Consider the following 24,030-nt stretch of genomic DNA (forward strand, 5'->3'; position numbering starts at 1 on the left):
CTGGTAGCGACACGCCGTTATTTCAGCTTCAGCGTCACCACGCGTTCCCCACTGCTCCGCGACTGCACGAGCAACTTCGCCTCGTGCCCACTGTTCACCAGCAGTCGCAGCAACGCACCGGCATCCCGCACCGGCGTACCATTCACCGCGCGCACGATCTCACCGCCGCGAAGTCCGGCATCGGCAGCCGGTGTGCCAATGGGCGCCCGCAGTACCAGCACACCGGCATCGAGCCCGATGGTCTGCGCGAAGTCGTCGTCGATGGTGGTGAACTGTGCGCCGGCAAAACTCGTGAGCTGTGCGCCAGGCAACCCCGGACGTCCCACCACACCGCCAGTGGGAAGCGGCCCACCGGGTGCCGTCTGCGTGACAAACACGCGCCCCGCGGGGCCGGATGGGCCTTCGCCACCGAATGACCGCACAAACATCATGGCGCGCTCCTCGGCACGAGGCACCACGTTGACCGGCAGATCGCGCACCCGTCCACTGCGCCGCACGCGCACGCGCACCTGCTGCCCGGCCACGAACAATTCCGGATAGTTCACCGCCACCTGCAACACATCGCGGCCGTTGTAGGCCACCAGCGTGTCACCAGCCGCGATACCTGCCCGCTCAGCCGGTGAACCCGCGTCCACCGATTCCACCAGCGGATACTCGCAGTGACTGGTCATCACGCCGCCCGGAGTCACCGCCCGCAACTGCGCCCCCGAAAGGGACACACCCACATACCCGATATTCGACGCCCCGCCCATCGCCGGACGCAGTTCCGCCAGGCGCGCCTCGGCTGCTTCCGAAACCGCGGCCACCTGCGGCTGCAGCGCGCGGATGATCATCGCCACTTGAGGCATGGTCCCACGGGCGCTGTCGGCCATCTCGAAGAACATGCGGCCGTCAAACAGACTGCCATTCACGGTCACGCGCACACTGTCGCCCTGCCGCGTGGTGGTCGTGATGATGCCGGACATCGGCCCCGGAGGCACGGGAGACATCACCGACAGGGGCGCGCTCATCAGGCCATCGTCGCGCTGCACACGCACCATGACACGCATGAGCGAATCCACGCCGCGCTGTACCTGCGTGATGCGCTGCACCTCGGTGGTACGCAACGGTTGCCGCTCCAGGGTGAGGGCGGCGCTCTCCAGTTCGCGCTTGAGCCGCAACAACGCCAGCCCTTCGGGCATCAACACCAGCGACGAAGGCGACGACGCCAATTCCGCACACGCGTTGGTCACCACCGCTGTGCGCACACGCGCCCCTGGTCCACCGGCCTGCGCTGCGCCCTGTGCCAGTGACGGCATGGGCAACAGCAACAGGACCGCGCCGAGCATGCGGCCGATGCTGGCGGCCGACGTGACGCGACGCCGAACCGAAATCGGTGCGGTGTCGTGGACTTCGCGGGGATTCATCCGTTCCTGCTGCATGAGTCTCAATACCGCTCGATGACCTTGTCCACAGGCAGCGTCCCACCCAGCGCCTGCAGCGTGGCCTCACGCGCCGTGTAGGCGGCGAGATAGTAGTGATTGAGCACCGGGTCCTGCGGTGCATCGCGCAATGCGGCGCGGGACGCCGCCATCATCTGATCCAGCGCAGCGAGCCGCGCCCGGTAGACATCCGAGTTGCGGGCCGTGCTGTCGTTCGATGCCAGCCACATGGACGCGCGCTCATAGTCGCGCTGCGCACGTGCCAGGACCTGCGTGGCGTTGTCCACCGACGTGAATTCGCTGTCGCCAAGCGCATTGCCGACCGCCACCTCGGACACCGCGCGTCCGATCGGGCTCGTCGTGCTGACCCGTCCCAGCACCGCGCCACCGCCCACCAGCAACAGCGCTGCGGCCGCACGCCGCACCGCGGCCGTGCCCCACCGGCTGGCCCGGCCACCCACTCCCCCGGCTCCCGACGACAAATCGTGCACCGTAGCGGCAGCCGGTGTCTCGCGCGAAACAGCAGCCGATGCCACATCCGGGAACACCTGACGATCGGTCTCCTCGCGCAGCCCATTCGCGATGGCTTCCCAGGTCACCAGGCGTGGCTGATCGGCCGCTGCGGCGCGCGGCGCCTCGGCGGCAGCACGAGTCACCAGCGAGACCATGGCATCCCGCTCGGCGCGGCACAGCGCGCAGGTCGCCAGATGCGCCAGTTCGTCGGGCGTGAACGGCTCGTGATCGAACGCCGCACAGCGTTCGGCCGTGAGGTGCGTGGACATCGGCATGGGACTAGGGTGCTGCATAGCTGCGATCCAGATCCGGAGAGACGATATCGACCAGTGGCGCCAGAAGTCGCCGCAGTTTGGCGCGGGCCTTGAAGAGCTGAGACTTGGAGCCGCCCGCCGTGATGCCCAACTCGGTGGCGATCTCCTCGTGCGTATAACCTTCCACATCGTGCAACAGAAACACCGTGCGCGCGCCCGGGGACAGGCGTTGCGTCGCCTCGGCGATGGTCTGCGCCAGCATGCTGCGTTCGGCATCCTGCTCGACCACCGCCGAATCCTCCTCGATGGCCGTTTCCACCGTCGATAAACGCTTCACGCGGCGCATCGCGTTGAGCGTGCGGTTGATGGCCACCCGATGGATCCAGGTGCTGAACTTCGCGTCGCCGCGCCATGACGGGAGGGCGCGAAAAATCTGGATCCAGACCTCCTGCGCAATATCCTGCGCGAGGTCGGGATCTCCGGCGAGGCGACGGACGACGGCGTCGACGTGTGGGGCATGCTGATTCCACAGCAGCCGCATCGCGCGCTCATCGCCCTCGATCGCCCGACGAACGATAGCGGCGTCGGTCTCCATGGCGTTCACCAATTCTGTCACCAAATACGCCCGGACGGTTTCCCCGTTGCTTTCGGCCATTCCAGTCGTAGTGGGGTAGAGAGTGCACAAAGGCCCGTCACACCATTGACGGAGGGCGGTGTTCGCCTTAGATGCCTTTGGACGCGTGTTGGGCCCGCGGATCGGATGCCTCGAATGCATTCCGACCACTCGCGGCCCTTCAGACCCTACGAACGGGTGCTGCCGGTGTTCCTGCTTACTGCCATCGCGATTGCCGCCGCCGACGTGACTCGCGTTGCGTTGCCCGGTGGTGGACTTCCTGAACGGGAGCCCGCGGCCGTAGGCATGTCCGCCGAACGCCTGTCCACGATTGATCGGGTGGTGCGCCGCGGTGTGGATGCCGGTGGATACCCCGGCGCCGCCGTGGTGGTGGGCCGCAAAGGATTCACGGTGTGGTCCCGTGGCTTCGGCACGCTCGATTGGAGCGCCAAGGCACGGGTGACCGCCCAGGAGAGCCTGTACGATCTGGCCTCGCTGACCAAGGTGGTGGCCACGACCACGGCCATCATGGTGCTGTTCGACCGCGGGCAGATCGATCTCGATGCCCCGGTGTCCCGCTACCTGCCCGACTTTCAGGGCGGACTGCGCGACAAGGTCACGGTACGCCATCTGCTCACCCACCGTGCCGGTCTGCCGGCCGGGCGTGAGCTGTGGCGCATCGCCAAGACCCCGGCCGAAGCCCGGGCAGCCGTGCTGGCATCGGCGGTCAAGTGTACGCCGGGTGCCTGCTACGAATACTCCGACCTGGGCGCCGACCTGTTGGGATTTGTGGCCGAGTCGGTGAGTGGCCAGCGTCTCGACACGTTCCTCGAGAGCGCGGTGTATTCGAAACTGGGCATGCAGGACACGTATTTCCGCGTGCCGATGGCCGACGTCTCGCGCACCGCACCCACGGAGATCGCCCCCCCGCGCGGGTACCCGCTGCGGGGTGAGGTGCACGACGAAAACGCCTTTGCCCTGGGTGGCGTGGCTGGTCATGCGGGATTGTTCAGCAGCGCCGCCGACCTGTCCGTCTTCGCGCAGATGCTGATCAACGGCGGGAGCTACAATGGGGTTCGGATCATTTCCGATACCACGGTGGCGCTGTTCACCCGTCGCGCGGCGGGCCATCGCGCCCTGGGCTGGGATACTTGCGACGGTGGCGCGGGCTGCGGGCAGTTCATGACCGAGCGTGCGTTTGGCCACACCGGTTTCACGGGCACGTCGCTGTGGATCGATCCTGACCGGCAGATGTTCGTCATTCTGCTGACCAACCGCGTGCATGCCGCGCGGGCGCGCCGCCCGTCCAAGGTGATTGCCGATGTGCGCAATGACCTGGCCGATGCGGCCGTGCTGGCCGTGATGGACGATCCAGAAGGCGTACGGGCCATGCCGGCCAGCTTCCGCGCGGATGTCGCGCAGGACTGGAACCGTCCGCTGCGTTCCAGCCGAACGGCTAGTGCCGCAGCCCGCCGTCGAGCGGCGGCGGCCAAGCGAGCGGCGGCGGCGCGGAAGAAGACCTCCAGTGCCAAGAAGCCGGCGGCTTCAGGCAGCAAGACGGTCAAGGCGTCAGCCAAGCAAGCCCCGGCCAAGAGCTCGGCCAAGTCGTCGGCCAGCAAGCCCAGGAGCGCCGGCAAGAGCACGCCCAAGGCGACGGCAAAGAAGTAGGGCACCGGGGTATACTTCGGTCATGACCGAAGAGCAGAACCCTGAATTGCCGGCCGCCGATGCGGTGGCCGATGTCGCCCCCGTTGGCGATGCCACAGTGGATGGCTCGGCAAGCGCGGTGGTGAACGCCGATCAGGCGCGCCTGGTGCTACGCCGTGTGAAAGATCCCGAGCTCAATCTCAACATCGTCGATCTGGGTCTCATTTACGACGTGCAGACCGAGGGATCGACGGTGCGCGTGGACATGAGTCTCACATCACCGGGCTGTCCGTCGGGTCCGGAAATCATGGGCGAGGCGGAGCAGCAGCTTCGCGAACTGCCGGGGGTCACCGACGTGGTGATGAACCTGGTGTGGACGCCGCCCTGGACCCCCGATCGCATCGAGCCCCGGGTCCGCGCGTACATGGGCTTCTGATCGGCCCACGGTGTAGCGGCTGACCTCGGCGATATGCGCCGAGGTCAGCCCCCTGTCATCCGGCGCTCGACACCAGCGCGGCCTGAGCGCGCTCCTCACGCACGAGACGAACGAGCGTCATCGCGACCGGCGCCAGCAACAGGGCCCCAGTCCACAGCGCAAAGTCCGCCACATTGGCCACGATGGTGGTGTCTTTGGTGAGGCGGATGCCAATGAAATCGGCCACGCCCGGCGGCCCCCACAGCATGCTGAGCAGATTGCCGGCCGCTCCACCCGACACCAGCGCGAGTGGCAGCGTGGCGCGGGGATCGACCGCGGCCATCGGGCGCACCACGGACAACACCAGGCCCATCGCGAGCAGCGTGATGATCACGTTCAGCTCGGTCGTGAACGGCCCAATCGAGATGCCACCCGCACTGCCGGTATTCCACACCAGCATCAGGGCAAAACGATCGGTGAGCGAAACGAAGCCGTATTCACCCAGTGAGCGCACCGCGGCTTCCTTGGTGCACAGGTCAGCCAGGCACGCCAGAAACGCGATGCCCAAGTATCGGCGGATCACCGGATCGGTGACGCGGTGCGAGATCGAAGAATCTGATCGCATGGCGCTGAACCTGAAGGAGTGAGGGCGGTCTTCTACACCCGCTCCTGTAGCACCCCTCGTGCCGCAATCTGTAGCTGGCCGGACACGTGACTCGAAGCCAAACCGGCTGATCGTCCGGCGATACAAACCTTTGGAACTAAAGAACTTGACGAACAAACGCAGGTGACCTGATCGAGCGGAACTTTTTCCAACGTGTCAGGCGTTCTCTGCCATGACATGGGCATCCCCACAACATCGTGGTGGACCTGCCACAGTTGAGCCGCGCCGTTGCCGGCGTGGCGTCAACGCATCACCCCGGCTTGTACGGCGAATCGTCGCCCGCGTAGCTGGCCAGGGCCTTCACAAAGGCCGGGCCGAGCACTTCCACCTGCCAGCGACGCAACTCGGGGAGTTCCGCCAGGTCGTCGACATGACGTGGCTTCCGGCGCACCACGGCCTCCATGCGATCACGCGAGCAGAGCACGCCGGGATCGAGATTGAGGTCGGTGGCTGCGGCGTCCCGGACCGTCTTGAGGCGCGCCACCCGCTCGTCAAAATCGGGTTCGCGATCCCAGCGTGTCGCCTTGGGAAACCGGGGCAGTTCCGCATCGGGGACCGCGTTGCCACGCACGATGGACTGCAGGGCCTCCTGCGCGCGCGACTCCGACATGCCGCGCGGGAATCCCTTGACCGCGAACAATGCGTCGCGGGTGGCCGGCGCCTGACGTGCCAGATCGAGCAGCACCTCGTTGCCGGCCACGCGGAACGTGGCACGATCGAGCTCGGCCGCAATGCCATCCCGCCACCGTACCAGTTCACGCAGTCGTGCCAGTTCGCGACGGTTGAGATCGCGTGCACCCTTGAGCCGCAGAAAACTGGTATCAGGTGCCTCGGGCTCCCATCGCGTGCCTTCCGCGCGGGTGAATTCTTCCTGCGCCCAGCTCCACCGCCCCTTCTGCACCAGCTCGTCATGCAGACGGTCACGCAGCCCGAGCAAGTGGCGCGTGTCGTGGGCCGCATAGTCGAGCATGTCTGCCGTCAGCGGGCGCATGCTCCAGTCGGCACGCTGATGTTTCTTGTCCAGCTTGATGCCGAAGAACTGCTCGAGCAGTGCGGCCAACCCAAACGCACGAATGCCGAGCAACTGCGCCGCCACCCGCGTGTCGAAGAGGTGGGTTACACGCCACCCGTAGTCCTGGCGGAGAAGACGCAGATCGTAGTCGGCATCATGGAGCACGACCTCGACTTGCGGGTCTTCGAGCAACACACCGAGCCGTGTGGGGGTACCGATCGGCAGCGGGTCGATCACGGCCTCGTGATCCGCCGTGGAGAGCTGCAACAGATAGATGCGGTCGACAAACCGATGAAAGCTGGCTCCTTCGGTGTCGAGCGCGATCGCCCGAACGCCATTGAGGCCAGCAAGAAAGGTGTCGACGGTCTCGACCGTGTCGAGGTAGTGAGGAGCTTGAGCAGGCATAACTGTGCGTAAGGTACATCGTGCGGCCCGCTGGTGGGGCCTGTGTGCTACTTTCGAATCGATATGACCACCATCGACGAGTCCCTGCTCCCAGCATCCCTGCCGCCGCAGCGCCGCGGCTGGCGTTCGGCTGACATCGCGCGCGCGGCCGTCGTGGTCCTGGCGGTCTGGTTTGGCCTCCAGCTCTTCTGGTCGGTGAGCTCCCTGGTCTTCCTGGTCTTCCTGGCCACGCTCTTCGGGCTCGCCGTCGGGCGGGGGGTGGACTACCTCGAGCGTTACCGGATCCGGCGCGGCATCGGGTCCGCGCTGATCGTCCTGGGCGCTCTGGGTGCGATTGGTGGCACGCTGGCCTGGACGGCGCCGACCCTGATCGAACAGGGCAAGGAGTTGCAGCGGGAGTTCCCGGCTGCCCTCGACAAGCTCCAGACCTGGATCGACAGCAAACGTGGTGGTCTGCTCGGCGCCATCATCGCGTCGGCCACCCACACCAATGGGACCGGCGCGAACACGGGCGCCACCGCCAGCGCGGCCCAGACAAACACCCCTGCCGACGGCGCCGCAAACGCGGCCGCCCTGCCGCCGGCTGCGCGAGCCAATGCCAATCGGGCCGCCGCAGCCGGTAGCCAGAATCCAGTGGTGCAGCAGCGCGCGGATTCGGGCGCGGTGTCTCCCACCGAAGCCATCAAGCGGCGCCTCAGCGACAGCTTCGCGGGCGCCACGCAATACCTGTTCTCTTTTGTCTCCAGCACACTGGCGGCGCTGGCGGCGTTCGTGCTGATGGTGTTCCTCGCCATGTACATCGGCGCGGAACCGCATGTCTATCGCGGTTGGCTGCTGGCGACCGTGCCCGCCACCTCACGCGCCCAGGTGCGCATCGTGCTGGCCGAGGTGGCCACGGTGCTGCGCAAGTGGTTGGTCACACAGCTCATCGCGATGGTGGTGATCGGCCTGGTGAGCATGGTTGTGCTCCTGCTCCTGGGCGTGAAGGCGGCGTTTGCGCTCGCGTTCATTGCCGGTCTGATGGAGTTCATTCCCACGGTGGGCCCGATTCTCGCCGCGATTCCGGCGATCGCCATGGGTTTCGTGGATTCCCCGGAGAAGGCGGCCATCGTGGCGCTCGCCTACTGGGGCATTCAGTTCATCGAAAACAACCTGTTGATCCCGTACCTGATGCGCGACGGGATGGACCTGCCGCCCGCCATCACGCTGGTCGCCCAGACGTTGATGACACTGTTGTTCGGGTTCGTGGGTCTGATGGTGGCCGTGCCGCTCACGGCGGCCGTGCTCGTGCCGCTTCGCATGATGGCGGAGAAGGAAAACGCACGCGAGCGCGCGATGATCCAGGCCGCCAAGCTGGCGGCCGATGCCGATGAAGAACGCGAGGGTTCATGATTGCACAGCTTCCTGGCTTCCAGCTCGGATACGACGACAGCGGTGATGGCCTGCCCGTGGTGTTCCTGCACGGCTTCCCACACGACCGCACCCTGTGGACCGCGCAGAAAGCATCCCTGGCTTCGCAAGTGCGGTGCATCCTGCCCGACCTGCGTGGTTTCGGGCATTCCTCCACGCACGGCCCGTTCTCGGTGGACCAGTATGCCGACGATGTCGTCGGGTTGATGGATCATCTGGGCATCGAACGGGCCGCGATCTGTGGGCTCTCGATGGGCGGGTATGTGGCCATGGCCATGTGGCGCCGCCACGCCGATCGTATCGCGGCGATGGTCTTCTGCGACACGAAGGCCACGGCCGACAGTGAAGAAGCCAAAGGGCGGCGCGATGAACTCATCGCCGTGGTCAAGCGCGATGGGGCCCGGGCCATCGCCGAGGCGCAGCTCGATGGCATGGTGGGATCGACCACCCGTGCCCGGCGTATCGAAGTGGTGAACGGTCTGCGTGCCATGATGGGTCGCCAGCCGGTGGCCGGCATCATCGGCGCGCTGCAAGCGCTGCGCGACCGGCCGGACTCACGGGAAACGATCGGGACGATTACTGTTCCGTCGCTGGTGGTGGTGGGAGAAGAGGATTCCCTCACGCCGATCAAGGAAGCCCGCGCGATCGCCGAGCTGTTGCCGGCTGCGGCGCGAGTCCGCCTCGAGATCATCGCCAGCGCCGGTCATGTCCCCTGCCTCGAGCGACCGGCGGCGACCAATCACGCGCTGTCCGACTTCTTCGCCACGCTGAGCATGTAAGTACGCGCGTACCGCGGGTGCTGACGTGCGGCCCCGTCCCTTCCCGGGCGACCGATGACTGCACCAACCACCGCCCCCGTCAGCGACGCTGAACGGACCACCGCTGCCCGTATCGGGCAGGTGCTCTTCAAGAATCGCGGCTGGCTGCCGGTGCCGTTTCTGGCGGTGCCGCTGTTGGCGCCGGGCCTGCAGTCGCGGAACACGTGGGTGGTCGGGCTGCTGTTGGTGCTGATCGGGGAACTGGTACGCACGGCCGGTGTGGCCGCCGCGGGTACGGTCACGCGACGCCGGTCGCGCGATGTCCAGCGCCTGGTCACCTATGGCGCCTTTGCGTGGTGCCGGAATCCCCTGTACGTGGGCAACTTCCTCGCCTGGATCGGCTTCACGGTGGTGTCGGGCGTGTTCTGGTTCATCCCGGTGGCCATCGTCATCTTCGCCATCGAGTACACGCTGATCGTGCGCTACGAGGAAGGGGTGCTGGAGTCGATCTTCGGCCAGGAGTATCTCGACTACAAGGCCCGCACGCCGCGCTGGTTCGGACGTCCGCCAGCCGGGAGCACCGAAGGGCAGCACGACTGGAAAGAAGCCATCTGGAGTGAGCGGTCCACGGTGCTGCAGTACGTGGCCCTGATCGCACTCTTCTGGTTCAAGGGCAACGGCTGGAAGTTCTGATCGACTGCCGTTCTGCGATGGCACACAACGACAACGGGCCGGGAGCACTATCTGCTCCCGGCCCGTTTGTGCATGCGGTGCGCGTGCATCATGACGCGCGGTCAATCAGCGCGACGGACGTCCCGGAGGATTGGGGCCTTCGAAGACGTCCTTGTTCTTGGCGATGAAGCTACGCAACTGCGTCGGCACGTCTTCTTCGGGGAAGATGGCCGTGACAGGACACTCGGGCTCACACGCGCCGCAGTCGATACACTCGTCCGGGTTGATGTAGAGCTGGTCCTCGCCCTCGTAGATGCAATCCACCGGGCAGACATCCACGCATGACCGGTCCTTGACGGAGATGCAGGCTTCAGTAATGACGTAAGGCATGTGTACGAAGTCTCGGGTCGGACACGACCGGAATGAGTGAATCGGTGCGAAAAAGATACTCTAGCGGCGCCACGGCGGAAGTTCGCCGTGCAGCAGCTCGGGATTCTCACGGTACACAGCGAAGGTTCGGCCGATGACCTGAATGACTTCAGCCTTGAGTGCCTCGGCCGATTGATTGGCAGCGTCCTTGGCGGACAGTTCGCCCCCCTTGGCCACCTGCACCTTCACCAGCATGTGGGTGCGCAGGACATCGTCAAAACTCTGCATCAGCGACGGGGTGAGTCCCGCATGGCCAATGTGCACATGCACGTCCAGATGGTGCGCCTCGGCGCGCAATGCCGCGCGCGTCTTTCCCGTCATGCTCATAGGTCCTCGATCGGAATATCGCGCCCCGTGGGGCGAATCCCGTCGGTTGCGAAGTACGAAAACGGATTGATCGGTGGGCCATCCCACCAGGCGCGCCCTGTACCGCGTTTCATCACCTGGAAGTGAAGATGCGGTGCGTTCTTCGGCGCATTGCCCGTCGTTCCAACGTAGCCGATCACGGAACCCTTGGCGACTCGGTCGCCCACGGCCAACCCGCGCCGGTACCGTTCGAGGTGGGCGAAGTAGTAGGTGAACTGCTCCGCCGGGTCGTAGGCATAGATCACGATGCCCCCCACCGGTCCCGTGAGCAGGCGTCCGATGACCAGGTCGGCGGCGGCCAGCACGGGCGTCGACCGGGGCGCGGCGATATCGAGTGCGCCATGGATGCGCCCCGAGGCCCGACCGGCCGTGTAGTTGTCCTTGAGGGCTTTGCGGGTGAGCCCCTCCACCGGCAGCATGAGTTGCTGCTGCCAGAGCGAGTCGAGATCAGCCATCGTGACGGCCGCATCCCGCGGACCGTAGTGGATCGGCGTGGCCGGTAGCTCCCGGCGCGGCCGCACTGCCACCGGTGGTGGGGCCGGCTCCCGTACCGGAACCGGCGCCGGGGTGGGCGTGGGCCCACCGCCGCAGGCGACCAACAACAGCGTCAGGAAAACCCGGCCGATCGGGCCGAGTCGGGGTTCAGCCCTTGACCACTTCCGGCCGAAAGTACGGTTCGAGATAGCGCAGGAGATCGTCGACACTGCGCACACCGTTCTTGAGTTCATCGAGCTCGTTCGCGCGAGGCAAGCGGGCGCCCGCCCGGTCGGCAATCACGAGGACAGCATCCTCGAGATCGAGATCGGCCAGACCGTGCACCTGCTGCAGGTCATCGCCAGGATTGACGATATAGTGCGGCTCTACCGCACCATGTCGCTCCGCCAGATACGAGTAGACCTGCGACAGCAGAATCTCGGGGTATCGGCCACGGAACGCATCGCGGAACCGCGACAGGCCATCGCGCTCGATGGACTTGCGGAACAGGCGCTGTGCACGCGCCAACGCGAAGAGCCCCAGAGCCAGCACGACCACGGCCACGAAGACAGTGACACTCACTGCGGCGGAGACCTCTATCAGGAGGGTGGCGAGATTCGAACACTACCCCCGCCGCCGTCGGCGTGGAATGCCCAAGGGCAGATGGTGTCACACACTTCGACGCGAAGCAAGTGTGACGGCAAAGTCACGTAATTCGTGAACAGTTTCGTTGACGTATGGAGACGCCCCCCGGTATATTTACCCAGATGGAAGACGTGGTTGGCGCTCTGGGGGGCTTTCGCGGCGTGCGGGCCGAACTGCTGGTTGCACTGAAGAAGTCGCAACCGCTGACGGCGCACGAGCTGGGCGAACAGTTCGGTCTCACAGCCAACGCGCTGCGCCGGCATCTGAAGGCGCTCGAAGAAGATGGGTTGGTGCGATTTCTGCGGGAAGTGCGCGGCGTGGGCGCTCCCGTCTACGCCTACTCACTCTCGCCATCCGGCGAGGCGCTCTTCCCCCGCAGTTATCTCAAAGTGCTGGCGACGGCGCTCGACGCCCTGCGCGCCCAGGCCGGCGATGCGGGTGTGGAGGCGGTACTCGAAGCCGAGTGGATGCGGCTGGCCGATGAAGCCATCCCGGTGCTGGAAACGCTGCCGCTGAACGAGCGCGTGGCGCTGGTGGCCGAGCTGTTGACGGCCAAGGGCTACATGGCGGAACCGGTGACCACGCCGACGCTCACGTTGCGCATTCACAACTGCGCCATGCGTGAGATCGCGGAACGGTTCCCGGAAGCCTGTGCAGTGGAAGCGAAGTTTGTGGAACGGCTGCTCGGCGTGCCGCTCGTGCGCAATGCGCATCGGCGCGACGGCTGCGGTCGCTGTGAGTACGGCGTATCAGGTCACCTTTTGGCGGTGCAACAGGAGCAGGCATGAGTTCGACCATCGAGTCGCTCGTCAATCGCGAGTATCAATACGGTTTCACGACGGACATCGAGGCGGACACGTTGCCGCCGGGGCTCACCGAAGACACGGTGCGCTTCATTTCGGCCAAGAAGCAGGAGCCGGAGTGGCTGCTGGAGTGGCGCCTCAAGGCGTTCCGCCGCTGGCAGACCATGGCCGAGCCGCATTGGGCCAACCTGCACTATCCGCCGATCGACTATCAGGCGGCGAGCTACTACAGCGCGCCCAAGAACAGCAAGCCGCTGGCGTCGCTCGATGAAGTCGACCCGAAGCTGCTCGAGACGTACAGCAAGCTTGGCATTTCGCTCACGGAGCAGAAGCGCCTGTCGGGCGTGGCCGTCGACGCCGTCTTCGATTCGGTGTCGGTCGGCACCACGTACAAGGAAGAACTGGGCAAGCACGGCGTCATCTTCATGTCGTTCGGTGAAGCGGTCCGTGAACACCCCGAGCTGGTGAAGAAGTATCTGGGCTCGGTCGTGCCCTACAGCGACAACTTCTTCGCGGCACTCAACAGCGCGGTGTTCTCCGACGGATCGTTCTGCTACATCCCCAAGGGCGTGCGCTGCCCGATGGAGCTGTCCACGTATTTCCGTATCAATGCGGCAGAGACGGGCCAGTTCGAACGCACGCTGATCGTGGCCGATGAAGGCTCGTACGTGAGCTACCTGGAAGGCTGCACCGCGCCCAAGCGCGACACCAACCAGTTGCATGCGGCCGTCGTGGAGATTGTCGCCCTCGACAATGCCACGGTGAAGTACAGCACGGTGCAGAACTGGTATGCGGGTGACGAAAACGGCGTGGGTGGCATCTACAACTTCGTCACCAAGCGCGGCAAGGCGCTCACCAACGCCAAGATCTCCTGGACCCAGGTGGAGACGGGTTCGGCCATCACGTGGAAGTATCCGAGCGTGATCCTGCAGGGCGACAACAGCGTCGGCGAGTTCTACTCGGTGGCGGTGGCCAGCAAGATGCAGCAGGCCGACACGGGCACGAAGATGATCCACATCGGCCGCAACACGAAGTCGACCATCGTGTCCAAGGGCATCAGCGCGATGAAGGGCCAGAACAGCTACCGCGGCAAGGTGCAGATCCTGCCCAAGGCCGAGGGCGCACGCAACTACACGCAGTGCGACTCGATGCTGGTGGGGAACGCCTGCGGTGCGCACACGTTCCCGTATGTCGAGGTTGGCAACAACAGCGCCACACTGGAACACGAAGCGTCCACGAGCAAGATCGGCGAAGACCAGATCTTCTATCTCAAGGCGCGCGGTCTCGACGCCGAGCAGGCCGTGTCGATGATCGTGAGCGGTTTCTGCAAGGAAGTGTTCAAGGAGTTGCCGATGGAGTTCGCGCTCGAAGCGCAGCAGCTACTCGGCATCACGCTCGAAGGGTCGGTGGGCTGATCGCCCGTCCCGCCCCCGCTCTTCATTCGTTCAAGTCCAACACCCGCTTCGACATATATGCTGCAGATCACCGACCTCCATGCCGCCATCGACGGCAAGCCGATCCTCAAGGGCATCACGCTCACCGTGAATGCCGGTGAAGTGCATGCGGTCATGGGGCCCAACGGTTCAGGCAAGAGCACGCTGGCGCAGGTTCTGGCCGGCCATCCGGCGTACGAGATCACCGGTGGCGAAGTGCTCTACAAGGGCGAAAATCTCCTGGAGATGGACCCCGAAGTGCGCGCCCAGAGCGGCGTGTTCCTCGCGTTTCAGTATCCGGTCGAGATCCCGGGCGTGACCAATGCGTACTTCCTGCGTGCCGCCTACAACGAAGTGCGCAAGGCCAACGGGCACGAAGAAGTCGACCCGATGGAGTTCCTCGATCTGGTCGAAGAGAAGCTCAAGCTGGTCGACATGGACGTTTCCATGCTGCACCGCTCGGTGAACGCGGGCTTCTCGGGTGGTGAGAAGAAGCGCAATGAGATCCTGCAAATGGCTGTGCTGCAGCCGACGTTGTCGATCCTCGACGAAACCGACTCCGGTCTCGACATCGATGCACTGCGCATCGTGGCCGAGGGCGTGAATGCGCTCAAGCGTCCGGACAGCGCGACGATCGTGGTGACACACTACCAGCGGCTCCTCAATTACATCGTGCCCGACTTCGTGCACGTGTTGGCCGGTGGCCGCATCATCAAGTCGGGCGACAAGTCGCTGGCCCTGGAACTCGAGAGCCGCGGTTACGACTGGGTCCTGGAGACGGCGGCGTGAGCACCGGGCTTCGTTTCGCCGAACAGGCGATTGCCGCTTCGGTGGCTGACGCGCCGGGTTCGCTCAAAGCGTTGCGGACGGCGGGCGCCGAGGCGTTCAAGTCGCTGGGTTTCCCGACCACGCGTGAAGAAGACTGGCACTACACCAATGTGTCGGCCATCGCGTCGGCACAGTTCGACGTGGCGGCCGATCGTACGGCGGCCAGCGCGGTGGATGTTGCGGCGCTCGCACCGTACACCTTTGGTGGGACCTGGCCGCTCATCGTGTTCGTGAATGGTCGCTTCAGCGCAGCGCTCTCGTCGTTCGGCGCGTTGCCGGACGGGGTGCGCGTGATGCCGCTGACCCAGGCCGCCATCGACGAGCCGGAATTGCTGTCTCGCTTCCTCGGCACCGCCGTCACGCCGTCGCGCGATGGTTTCTCGGCGCTCAATGCCGCGTTTGCCGGTGAAGGCATGCTGGTGCACATCGCCAAGGAAATGGTGAGCGACACACCCGTGCACATCCTGCACGTGGTGGATGCAGCGGGCGCGAACGTCATGAGCCACCCCCGTCACGTACTCATTGCCGAACGCCACGCCAAGGCATCGGTGGTGGAGAGTTATGTGGGCTTGGCCGACGTGCCCTACTTCACGAATGCGGTCGTGGAAGTGTTCGTGGAAGACGGTGCGACGCTGCAACTCGTGCGCATTCAGCGCGAATCCCGGTCGGCGCAGCATGTCGGCACCGTGGAAGCGCGTCAGGGCCGTGACAGCCATTTCTTCGCGTTCACGTTCCAGACCGGCGCCGCGCTGTCGCGCAGCAACATCTACACGGTACTGGCGGGAGAGGGCTGCGGCTGCACGATCAACGGTCTGTACATGCTGGGCGGTCAGCAACACGGCGACCACCAGACGCGTGTGGAGCACGTGGCGCCCAATTGTTTCAGCCGCGAGCAGTACAAGGGGCTGTTGGACGAACGGTCGCACGGGGTGTTCAACGGCAAGGTGTATGTGCACCCCGAAGCGCAGAAAACCGACGGCAAGCAGACCAACAACACGCTGCTGTTGTCGCAGGACGCGCAGATCGATACCAAGCCGCAGCTCGAGATCTTCGCCGACGACGTGAAGTGCACGCACGGGGCCACCGTGGGTCGCATCGACGAGACGGCTTTGTTCTATCTCAAGAGCCGTGGTGTGAGTGCGGGATTGGCCCGTCAGCTTCTGATGTACGCTTTTGCCGCGGACGTGCTGGAAACGATCGATGTGCCGGTCATCGTGGATGCGCTGGAAACGCTGACGCTCGAGCGGTTCACGGGCGAGGCGCATACGGTCTGAGGTCGACATGAGCGACCTCCAGGAGCTGTACCAGTCGGTCATTCTCGATCACAACCGCAAGCCGCGCAACTTCGGTGAACTCACCGAGGCCAACCGCGAAGCGGACGGCAAGAATCCGTTGTGCGGCGACGAAGTGCATGTGGCGCTGGTGGTCGAGGACGATGTCATCCGCGACGTGAAGTTCACCGGTCATGGCTGCGCGATTTCCAAGGCCTCGGCGTCGCTGATGACCGCGGCGGTGAAGGGCAAGTCGCGCGCCGAGGCGGAAGCGTTGTTTCAGCGTTTCCACGCGCTCGTGCTTGGACAGGATGCCAATGGCGGCAAGGATCTGGGACAGCTCGTGGTGTTCTCGGGCGTTTCCCGGTTCCCGGTGCGGGTGAAGTGTGCGTCGCTGGCGTGGCACACCCTCAAGGCGGCGTTGGAACGGGCGCCGGACACATCGGCCGAGACGCCGGTGGCCGCCTCAAACGCGCCGATCAGCACGGAGTGAGTGACCAGAGCGATACGTGGGCCTTCGTGCAGGCGGCCTACGTCGAGGACCTGGAAGACACGTTGCCGTTGGGCGTGGTGCTGACGGACGGTCGTCGGGTGTGTCTGGTGCGGGATGGAGAGTCGATCCATGCCGTGGAGGACCGATGCCCACATCGCGATTTCGCGTTGTCGGGCGGCGATGTGGTGGCACCCTGTGTGCTGGAATGTCCGTGGCATGGTGCGCGGTTCGATGTGCGCACGGGTGCGGTGTTGCAGGGCCCGGCAACCGACGCCATCGCGACCTTCGAGGTGCGCGTGGAGAACGGCATCGTGATGATCGGGCCGCGTCGTTCATGAAGGACCTACAGGAGTCGGATCGCTGATGGATTCGCATACGCACTCGTCGATGCTGTCGTCACTGGCCCCGCGGGCGGACTTTCCGTTGCTGGCCGCCAATCCCGGGCTGCACTATCTCGATTCCGCGGCCACATCGCAGAAGCCCGCCGCCGTGCTCGATGCGCTGCGTGGCTTCTACGAAACCGCCAACGCCAATCCGCACCGTGGCGCCTATGCCCTCTCGGCCAAGGCAACCGATGTGTATCACGAAGCCCGCGCGACCATCGCGCGATTCGTGGGGGTGTCGGACACCGACTGCCTGATCTTCACGCGTGGCACCACCGAAGCCATGAACCTGGTGGTCTCGAGCTGGGGGCGCGCCAACGTGCAGGCCGGTGACGAAGTGGTGATCACCGCGCTCGAGCATCATGCCAACTTTGTGCCCTGGCAGCAGTTGGCGCGTTCCACCGGCGCCACCCTGCGCATCGTGGAGCTCACACCGCAGCAGACGATCGATCTCGATCAGTTGCGATCGGTGGTGAATCACCGCACCAAGGTCGTGGCAGTCACGCATGTGTCCAACGCGGTGGGTGCCATCACCCCGCTGGATGAGGTGGTGCGTATCGTGCGGTCCCGTTCGAGTGCGGTGATTGCGGTGGATGGCGCCCAGGCGGTGCCACATCTGCCGGTCCACTTCGACGCGCTCGACGTGGACTTCTACGTGTTCAGCGGGCACAAGCTGTTGGGCCCTATGGGCAGCGGATGTCTGTTGGGTCGCCGCGCACTGCTCGAAGCGATGCCGCCCTATCAGTACGGCGGGGACATGATCGAATGGGTGCGCGACACCGAAAGCACGTGGAACGTGTTGCCGCACAAGTTCGAAGCCGGCACGCCCAATGCGGCCGATGCCGTGGGGCTCGCGGCGGCCGTGACCTATCTCGACGGTCTCGGCATGGGCAACGTGCGCGCGCATGAACTGGCGCTGCTCGAACGCGCCGAAGCCAAGCTGTTGGCGCTGCCCGGTGTGACGGTATATGGCCCCCCTGTGGCGCAGCGCAGCGGCGTGCTGAGTTTCTCCATGACCGATGTGCATCCACATGATCTGGCCACCATTCTCGACCAGCATGGGGTGTGCATCCGCGCGGGGCATCACTGCGCACAGCCGCTGATGCGTCGGCTTGGTGTGAGCGCCACGGCGCGGGCCTCGTTCTACGTGTACAGCGATGAGTCCGACGTGGACGCCCTGGTCGGCGCCCTCACGGCAGCGCAGTCACTGTTCTCGACCGCGTCCTGAGCTTCCGGCGAGTGTTCGTGTGAGCGGCAAGGCCAGTTCGGCGTCCATTGCGGCGATGTACCAGGAAGCACTGCTGGCACACCATCGGGCGCCACACAATCGCCGGGACATGCCGGATGCCAACGCGTCGGCCGTGTTCAAGAATCCCGTGTGCGGCGACGAAATCCAGGTGTTCGTCCGCGTGGATGGCGGACATCTGGTGGATGTGTCGTTCACCGGGCGCGGGTGTTCGATCGCTACAGCGTCGGCGTCCATGATGACGGACGCCGTGATGGGGCTCAGCGTCTCTGAGGCGCAGGGGCTGTCTGCCGCGCTGGAGCGCACGCTGGTGTCGCCCGACGAGACAGTGGCTCTGCCGGACGTACTCGTGCCGCTCCGTAGTGTGGCGCCATTTCCCGGCCGACACGGCTGTGTGCGTATGGCATGGCAGGCATTGCACCAGGCCGTGCAGAACGCGACGGAATAGTCGCGCGTTCCCCCCCGGGCAGGTAAAATCTGGCAGTCCCGGTCCCGTCAATGCCGGAATCACCAGCCTCCCGGGAGTATCCCCCAATGCGTATGTGGCGGCGCCTCGCAGTGGTCCTCAGTGGGCTTTGCCTTGGTGCACTGACCAGTACCACGCTCAGCGCCCAAGGCGTGACAGGACCGGCGTTTGTGCTGGGTTCCCTGCGCGCGGATTCCACCAAGACACCGATCGTCGGCGCAGAGCTTGTCCTCACCAGTGTCGGACGCACAACGCGGACGGATTCGACGGGGGCGTTTGCCTTTCGGGAATTACCCTCCGGTCGGCATCGCATGATGGTGCGCGCAGTGGGCTTTCAGACGATCACGGTCAACATGGACGTGCCGGCCGATGGCGTGGATGACGTGCACATGACCTTGAAGCGTGCCGTCAATGAGCTGGAGACAGTAGACGTCAAGGCGAGTGGCGGCATTCGCGCGTTCCTGCTCAACGGATTCGAAGAGCGTCGCAAGCTCGGCATCGGTCGATTCCTCGACTCGACCGTACTGGGCGATGTCGACCCGAAACGCTGGGCGAGCGTGGTGATGGAAAAAATTCCGGGCGTTCGCCTCATCAACTATTCGGGCCGGCGTTCGTTTGCCAGCACCCGAGGAGCGATCTCATTTCGAGAGCGGCCCAAAGGGGACGCATTCGATCTCGCACAAGGCGCCCCCCCGAACTGCTACGTCCAGGTGATCGTGGATGGACTGCAGCGCTATGGAAGCCGCCCCGGAGAGCCGTTGCTGGATGTGAACAGCCTGGAAGGACCGTTTGTTGCCGCCGAGTACTACACGGTCGCGGAGACACCGCTGCAGTTCAATCGCGAGGGCAATGCACCATGCGGCACATTGGCACTATGGACGGGACGTTAGCGGCAGCAAGGCGCGGTCTGCGGGCACTCGGCGCAGCACTGTGTCTCTGTGTACTGGCGGTAGACCGACTCGATGCGCAGCGCATCATCGGAACGGCCAAACTGAGTGGCGTGGTGCTGGTCGACTCGCTCGAACGGCCGATTGCCGGTGCCGAAGTGATTTTGCACAGTGTCGGCCTCTCCGCGCGCTCCGACTCGGCCGGTGAGTTTGCGTTCAGCAATCTCCCGACGGGACGTCACCGCCTCACCGTACGGGCTGTGGGCTATCAATCGGTGGCGGTGGATCTGGATATTCCTGCTGAGGGCCTCGAGAATCTCGATCTCTTGTTGCGGCCGGCTGCAACAGAGCTGAAACGCGTGGATGTGCGAGCCAAGGCTGTGCCCCACTATCTGGCCGATTTCGAAAGTCGCCGGAATCTCGGCATCGGCCGGTTCATGGACTCGACGACATTGTGGACCCATGGAGATCCCTCGCAGTGGGCACAGCGTCTAGTAGAACAAACGCCGGGTCTTCGGGCCGTGGGCTATGGCGCCAGCAAGGCCCTGGTCACGACACGGGGCATTGGCACATTTCGAAGGCTGCCCAGTGGTGATGTTTCTGATGTGCAGAGAGGAGCGCGACAAGCGTGTTATGCGCGCATCATCGTGGATGGGGTGATTCGGTACAATAGCCAGAATGAAGAGGGCCTGTTCGATGTCACCAATTGGAGTGGCCCCCCGTTCGTTGCGGCCGAGTTCTATACGTCAGCCCAGCTACCCGCCGAATTCAATCGCCTCGGCACCGTGAGCTGCGGCGCGCTGGTTCTATGGACCAGACGGTAACCGAGCGGACCAATGTGGTATGCCACGCTTCCGATGGGGATCGGTCGATTTCTCGATGCCACGGTCCTCCAGGTCACTGGTCCAGCCGACTGGGCGCAGCGACTTCTGCAGCACATACCCAATCTCCATCTTGCCGACGTAAGAGGGAATCACACGTTGTTCAGCTCTAGTGGTGCACTGGTACTTTGGACTCGTCGATAGGCGGATGATTTTGCGGAGCGTACTGAAGGTTCTGGTTCTCACCGCCGGCATTTCCGCGTTCTCGGTGCTTGTGGCTTCACCCGCCTCGGCGCAGGAGACGCGTGTCAGTGGCGTGGTACAGGTATCCACGACGCAGCGACCGCTCGCCGGTGCGGAAATCCTCGTCGCGGGTACGGCCCTGCAAGCGCGCACGGATTCGTTGGGCCGATTCGAGCTCGTTCCGGTGAAGCCGGGCCGCGTGCAGTTGGTTGTGCGTTCCCTCGGCCACCGCGAACACCTTCGTGAGCTCGAGGTGCCCGTGCACGGCGTGGAAGGCCTCGTGGTCCTGCTCGAGCCCATCACCGAACTGCAACGGGTCGAGACTCGCGCCGATCCCCTCGCGGGTAAGCCCAATCTGCGGGCGTTCGAAGAGCGAAAGAAGTTCGGGACCGGACGCTTCCTCGATTCCACGCAGCTCGGTTATCCGGATCCGTTGCTGTGGAATACGCTGCTGACGCAACGCATCCCCGGACTGCGGCAGATCGCGGTTGGCAGCAAACGTGTGTACGCCTCTTCACGCGGCGCGGTGTCGATCAACCAGATGCCGCGCGGAGACATGATCGACCGGGGCAACCGAGCCCCGGTGGCGTGTTACATCGCAATCATCGTGGACGGCATTCGCCTCTATTCGAGCGGGCCCGACGAAACGTTGCTGGACATCAATCGAATGGGTCTCGGTCGGGTCCTCGCGGCGGAGTATTACTCGGTCTCTCAACTACCTCCGGAATTCAATCGCAGTGGCACCGCTCCCTGTGGCACGCTGGTACTCTGGACGCAATACTGACCGTAGGCGGGGCGGACATGGAAGCTGGTTGACGCGATGCGTCGAGCCCATTCGATTTCAGACATGTACGCACTCGCCCTCATCCGCTATCGCCGCCCGTTCGAAGAGGTGGCACCACATGTCGACGAGCATCGCGCCTATCTGCGCGAGCTCAAGGCCCAGGGACTGCTCATTGCGTCCGGCCCCTTTGATCCGCGCTCCGGCGGCGGCCTGCTGCTGCGGGTCCCCGACGATGATGTGCACGGTTCACTCGATCGCATTCGTGATGGCGACCCGTTCGTCAAACACTCGGTGGCCCAGTATGAACTGCTGCCGTGGGCACCGGTGATCGGCAAGGAAGACCTGGATCGATTGTAAGGCCCACCAACAGAACGCCCCCCGCGAGACGAACTCGCGGGGGGCGTTTGTACTTCCCCGGGCCTGAAGCCGACTACTTCTTGATCGGCACGAGGCGGATCTGCCCCTGCGCTTCACGCGCCTTCAGCACCGCCATCACCTGATCCATCGGCAGCGGCGTGAACTCACCGCTCAGGAAGTCGCGCAGTTCGAGCGCAGTGACACCCTTGCGGAGGAGCAGACCCAACTCGGCGTTGAATTCGTCGGGGAGCTGCGGGCCACCGGCACCGCCAACACCACGCGCACCACCACCAGGACCGCCCGGTCCGCCGGGACCACCAGCAGCCGGTGCATTGGCCGCGGTGGGCAGTTCCACGCGCAGCAGCGCTGCGGCCTTCTCATCGGCGCTGAGCACCGGCTCGGTGGCCGGGACGTTGCGCTGCAAGGCCTGGAGCTGGTACGCCGCCTTCACTTCGTTGAGCAACGACGCCGCACGCTGATCGAGCAGCGGCAGGAAGCCGGCAATGCGCTTGGCGCCAGCCGTCGTATCCGTCCACAGCACCACCGCCGAACGCACCACGGCCTTTTCGATCGTTGTCTGGTGACGAATCGCGTTACGGGCTTCCGCATAGGCGCGCGTGAGCGTCGGGCCGTCCTTCGCATCGGCCATGTACCCCAGCCCCTTCACATGGCTTTCGCCCATGCGACCGAGACCGCGGCCGAGGTTCTCCTGCACCACACGGGCCGCCATCTCTTCGGTGCCAGCCGACAACACCGATCCGGCCCCGAGGGCCACCGCGGCCGCACGCTTGTACTGCGTCGGATCCTGCTTGTCCGGCGTGTCTTCGCTGGAGTGATACCACATGTCGGGCCACGTGATGAACATGACGGCCGGCACGCCGTTGCTCATGTACGCCACGTGATCGCTGGACCCGTAGTGTTTGTCGATCTTGATGTAGAACGCGTCCTTGCTGCCACGCACCGACTCCACCGGCTGGGTGGGCGCGTAACCCGAGAGCGACCGACGGAAACGCACCCGTTCACGCGAGATGTCGGCGATGTACTCCATCATGCTCTGCGCGATGTCGTTCAGGTACGACGGGAACGTGTCCGGCGTGCGCTGCAGGATCCAGAAGCTGCGGCTCATCGCGACGCGAATGCCTTCCATGTCGAAATTGAGCGTACCGATGATGCTCTTGCGCTTATCCGGGTTGGCCTGGAAGAACGCGTTGGTACCCTGAATCTCGGGCACGAACAGGAAGTTGATCGTGCGCTTGGGCTTCGGCAGCTTGCCTTCGTTGATCAGCTTGATCCAGGCGCGGCCCACTTCGAGGATGAGCGCGCAACCCGAGTTGTCGTCGTTGGCCCCCTGCTTGATCACACCTTCGTACAGGTGGCAACTGATGCCCACTTCCTGCGTGGTGCTGCCGTCGCCGGGGATCTGCGCCCACACGTACTCGGCCTTCATCGGCACCTGCGCGGTTTCCACGACCGAGCGGATCGTGATCTTCTCGCCGCGCGCCAACAATGCCGACAGGTTGCGCTGCACTTCCGGCGTGACCGACCAGGCCACCGTTCCCGGCTGCGCCGGCACGGTGCTGTTCACGATCTGATTCGGGAAGTCCACCGAACGCTGATAGCCGATCGCGCTCACACCGAGCACACCGATCGCGCCGCGCAACATCGCCAGTGAGTACACCGCACCGGTCGCGCCCGACGAGACCACAAACTTGCCCTTCACATCCTTGCCTTCGAAATCCTGCGCCCGGCCGGCGCCGACATCGATCAGGTCCGCGGACAGATCACCGCTCGCGTTGAGCGACGGCAATGCCAGGGGGATGTCGTGAATATCGAACAGCTTGGTGAGCTTGGGCGTCGTCATCCACAGCTCACCACGGGTGGGCTGAAATGCCATGCCGCCCTGCTGATAGACGACCGTCTTGATGTTGGAAAAGCCGTAGGCCTTCGCGAAGCGCTCGATCACCTGGCTTTCGCGGAACGGCTGGTTGTACTCCTCCGGTGTGCGAATGCGCTGATAGGGCACGAGCTCGAGCAGGTGGTGCATGGCCCGCTCGCCGGAGACTTCGTTGATGATGGAGGTCATCTGCTCCTGCGTGAGGAGCGTACGATCTTCGCGTTCCTGCGCCGTCAGCGCGGGGGCGGCGATCAGGGCGGCCAAAAAGAAGGCGCCGAGGGATTTCATGGAGGGATGGGTGAAGGGAAAACTCATGCCTTGGCGACGCACGGACCCTCGTCCGCGTTGACGTGTCAGACGACTCATCAGTGAGGGAAGGGACAGCACGCAATGCCTGGTGATGGCACGACCGGATTGCGGGAC

27 protein-coding genes are annotated in these 24,030 nt (G+C 64.7%); 17 read left to right on the forward strand and 10 right to left on the reverse strand.

Annotated features, from left to right (window positions below; translation table 11 throughout):
- Nucleotides 1–17 precede the first annotated feature (17 nt).
- From GAU_RS15400 to GAU_RS15410, 3 genes are read right to left on the reverse strand one after another with little or no spacing between them, the layout of a single operon-like run.
- The gene (locus tag GAU_RS15400; protein ID WP_015894823.1) at nt 18–1,421 is read right to left on the reverse strand and encodes a PDZ domain-containing protein; all 1,404 of its coding nucleotides are present in this window, start codon (nt 1,419–1,421) and stop codon (nt 18–20) included.
- Between the two features lie 5 nt (nt 1,422–1,426).
- A complete protein-coding gene (locus tag GAU_RS15405) occupies nt 1,427–2,203 on the reverse strand; it encodes a hypothetical protein (protein ID WP_015894824.1) in 777 nt (258 codons plus the stop codon).
- Between the two features lie 10 nt (nt 2,204–2,213).
- Nucleotides 2,214–2,804 (reverse strand): RNA polymerase sigma factor, encoded by a 591-nt coding sequence (locus GAU_RS15410; RefSeq protein ID WP_231847932.1) that lies wholly within the window; start codon nt 2,802–2,804, stop codon nt 2,214–2,216.
- 153 nt (nt 2,805–2,957) lie between these two features.
- Between GAU_RS15410 and GAU_RS21180 the strand changes: the two genes are divergently transcribed.
- Entirely contained in the window at nt 2,958–4,469 is a 1,512-nt protein-coding gene (locus GAU_RS21180; RefSeq protein WP_169307706.1) for a serine hydrolase domain-containing protein, read from the forward strand.
- 22 nt (nt 4,470–4,491) lie between these two features.
- A complete protein-coding gene (locus GAU_RS15420) occupies nt 4,492–4,884 on the forward strand; it encodes a metal-sulfur cluster assembly factor (RefSeq protein ID WP_156799079.1) in 393 nt (130 codons plus the stop codon).
- A 55-nt stretch (nt 4,885–4,939) separates the two neighbouring features.
- On the opposite strand, the gene GAU_RS15425 is transcribed toward GAU_RS15420, so the two are convergent.
- Nucleotides 4,940–5,488 (reverse strand): signal peptidase II, encoded by a 549-nt coding sequence (locus tag GAU_RS15425; protein ID WP_015894828.1) that lies wholly within the window; start codon nt 5,486–5,488, stop codon nt 4,940–4,942.
- Between the two features lie 289 nt (nt 5,489–5,777).
- Nucleotides 5,778–6,944 (reverse strand): ribonuclease D, encoded by a 1,167-nt coding sequence (locus tag GAU_RS15430; RefSeq protein ID WP_015894829.1) that lies wholly within the window; start codon nt 6,942–6,944, stop codon nt 5,778–5,780.
- A 63-nt stretch (nt 6,945–7,007) separates the two neighbouring features.
- Here GAU_RS15430 and GAU_RS21185 point away from each other — a divergent pair, with 63 nt between their 5' ends.
- Genes GAU_RS21185 through GAU_RS15445 form a run of 3 tightly spaced genes read left to right on the forward strand, consistent with a single transcriptional unit; the run spans nt 7,008 to nt 9,805 of the window.
- The gene (locus GAU_RS21185) at nt 7,008–8,336 is read left to right on the forward strand and encodes an AI-2E family transporter (protein WP_015894830.1); all 1,329 of its coding nucleotides are present in this window, start codon (nt 7,008–7,010) and stop codon (nt 8,334–8,336) included.
- A complete protein-coding gene (locus GAU_RS15440) occupies nt 8,333–9,133 on the forward strand; it encodes an alpha/beta fold hydrolase (RefSeq protein ID WP_015894831.1) in 801 nt (266 codons plus the stop codon). Before GAU_RS21185 ends, GAU_RS15440 begins: the two co-directional genes overlap by 4 nt.
- A 54-nt stretch (nt 9,134–9,187) precedes the next feature.
- Nucleotides 9,188–9,805 (forward strand): methyltransferase family protein, encoded by a 618-nt coding sequence (locus GAU_RS15445; RefSeq protein ID WP_015894832.1) that lies wholly within the window; start codon nt 9,188–9,190, stop codon nt 9,803–9,805.
- Nucleotides 9,806–9,910: 105 nt separating this feature from the next.
- On the opposite strand, the gene GAU_RS15450 is transcribed toward GAU_RS15445, so the two are convergent.
- The 4 genes from GAU_RS15450 to GAU_RS15465 are packed head-to-tail and all read right to left on the reverse strand — an operon-like array spanning nt 9,911 to nt 11,635.
- Nucleotides 9,911–10,174: an indolepyruvate ferredoxin oxidoreductase subunit alpha gene (locus tag GAU_RS15450; RefSeq protein ID WP_015894833.1), complete on the reverse strand. Its 264-nt coding sequence runs from the start codon at nt 10,172–10,174 to the stop codon at nt 9,911–9,913.
- A gap of 60 nt (nt 10,175–10,234) precedes the next feature.
- Nucleotides 10,235–10,540: a YhbY family RNA-binding protein gene (locus GAU_RS15455; protein WP_041265593.1), complete on the reverse strand. Its 306-nt coding sequence runs from the start codon at nt 10,538–10,540 to the stop codon at nt 10,235–10,237.
- Nucleotides 10,537–11,181, reverse strand: a complete 645-nt coding sequence (locus GAU_RS15460; protein WP_169307707.1) for a M23 family metallopeptidase — start codon at nt 11,179–11,181, stop codon at nt 10,537–10,539. The genes GAU_RS15455 and GAU_RS15460 overlap by 4 nt, the downstream gene beginning before the upstream one ends.
- Nucleotides 11,182–11,221: 40 nt before the next feature.
- A complete protein-coding gene (locus GAU_RS15465) occupies nt 11,222–11,635 on the reverse strand; it encodes a hypothetical protein (protein WP_015894836.1) in 414 nt (137 codons plus the stop codon).
- A 185-nt stretch (nt 11,636–11,820) separates the two neighbouring features.
- On the opposite strand from GAU_RS15465, the gene GAU_RS15470 reads away from it, so the two are divergent.
- The 12 genes from GAU_RS15470 to GAU_RS15525 all read left to right on the forward strand — a co-directional run bounded on the left by GAU_RS15470 (nt 11,821) and on the right by GAU_RS15525 (nt 21,713).
- Nucleotides 11,821–12,486 (forward strand): helix-turn-helix transcriptional regulator, encoded by a 666-nt coding sequence (locus GAU_RS15470; RefSeq protein ID WP_015894837.1) that lies wholly within the window; start codon nt 11,821–11,823, stop codon nt 12,484–12,486.
- Nucleotides 12,483–13,916, forward strand: coding sequence for a Fe-S cluster assembly protein SufB (gene sufB / locus GAU_RS15475; RefSeq protein WP_015894838.1), 1,434 nt, complete (start codon nt 12,483–12,485; stop codon nt 13,914–13,916). The genes GAU_RS15470 and sufB overlap by 4 nt, the downstream gene beginning before the upstream one ends.
- Before the next feature lie 57 nt (nt 13,917–13,973).
- The gene (gene sufC, locus GAU_RS15480; protein ID WP_015894839.1) at nt 13,974–14,723 is read left to right on the forward strand and encodes a Fe-S cluster assembly ATPase SufC; all 750 of its coding nucleotides are present in this window, start codon (nt 13,974–13,976) and stop codon (nt 14,721–14,723) included.
- Nucleotides 14,720–16,036, forward strand: coding sequence for a Fe-S cluster assembly protein SufD (gene sufD / locus GAU_RS15485; protein ID WP_015894840.1), 1,317 nt, complete (start codon nt 14,720–14,722; stop codon nt 16,034–16,036). Before sufC ends, sufD begins: the two co-directional genes overlap by 4 nt.
- A 7-nt stretch (nt 16,037–16,043) precedes the next feature.
- Entirely contained in the window at nt 16,044–16,526 is a 483-nt protein-coding gene (sufU, locus tag GAU_RS15490; RefSeq protein ID WP_015894841.1) for a Fe-S cluster assembly sulfur transfer protein SufU, read from the forward strand.
- Entirely contained in the window at nt 16,523–16,864 is a 342-nt protein-coding gene (locus GAU_RS15495) for a Rieske (2Fe-2S) protein (protein ID WP_197525993.1), read from the forward strand. Before sufU (GAU_RS15490) ends, GAU_RS15495 begins: the two co-directional genes overlap by 4 nt.
- Nucleotides 16,865–16,889: 25 nt before the next feature.
- A complete protein-coding gene (locus GAU_RS15500; protein WP_197525994.1) occupies nt 16,890–18,137 on the forward strand; it encodes an aminotransferase class V-fold PLP-dependent enzyme in 1,248 nt (415 codons plus the stop codon).
- A 19-nt stretch (nt 18,138–18,156) separates the two neighbouring features.
- Nucleotides 18,157–18,603 carry a Fe-S cluster assembly sulfur transfer protein SufU gene (sufU, locus tag GAU_RS15505; protein ID WP_015894844.1) on the forward strand — a complete coding sequence of 149 codons (447 nt, stop codon included), beginning with the start codon at nt 18,157–18,159 and terminating at the stop codon, nt 18,601–18,603.
- A gap of 86 nt (nt 18,604–18,689) precedes the next feature.
- Nucleotides 18,690–19,511: a carboxypeptidase regulatory-like domain-containing protein gene (locus GAU_RS15510; RefSeq protein ID WP_015894845.1), complete on the forward strand. Its 822-nt coding sequence runs from the start codon at nt 18,690–18,692 to the stop codon at nt 19,509–19,511.
- Nucleotides 19,496–20,332, forward strand: coding sequence for a carboxypeptidase-like regulatory domain-containing protein (locus GAU_RS15515; RefSeq protein ID WP_015894846.1), 837 nt, complete (start codon nt 19,496–19,498; stop codon nt 20,330–20,332). Before GAU_RS15510 ends, GAU_RS15515 begins: the two co-directional genes overlap by 16 nt.
- Before the next feature lie 205 nt (nt 20,333–20,537).
- The gene (locus GAU_RS15520) at nt 20,538–21,356 is read left to right on the forward strand and encodes a carboxypeptidase regulatory-like domain-containing protein (protein WP_015894847.1); all 819 of its coding nucleotides are present in this window, start codon (nt 20,538–20,540) and stop codon (nt 21,354–21,356) included.
- Between the two features lie 63 nt (nt 21,357–21,419).
- Entirely contained in the window at nt 21,420–21,713 is a 294-nt protein-coding gene (locus GAU_RS15525; protein ID WP_015894848.1) for a YciI family protein, read from the forward strand.
- A 73-nt stretch (nt 21,714–21,786) separates the two neighbouring features.
- Here GAU_RS15525 and GAU_RS15530 read toward each other — a convergent pair whose 3' ends face one another.
- Entirely contained in the window at nt 21,787–23,895 is a 2,109-nt protein-coding gene (locus GAU_RS15530) for a M28 family peptidase (RefSeq protein ID WP_156799080.1), read from the reverse strand.
- Nucleotides 23,896–24,030 lie beyond the last annotated feature (135 nt).

Origin of the sequence: Gemmatimonas aurantiaca T-27 (assembly GCF_000010305.1) — a bacterium.
GTDB classification, from domain to species: Bacteria; Gemmatimonadota; Gemmatimonadetes; order Gemmatimonadales; family Gemmatimonadaceae; genus Gemmatimonas; species Gemmatimonas aurantiaca.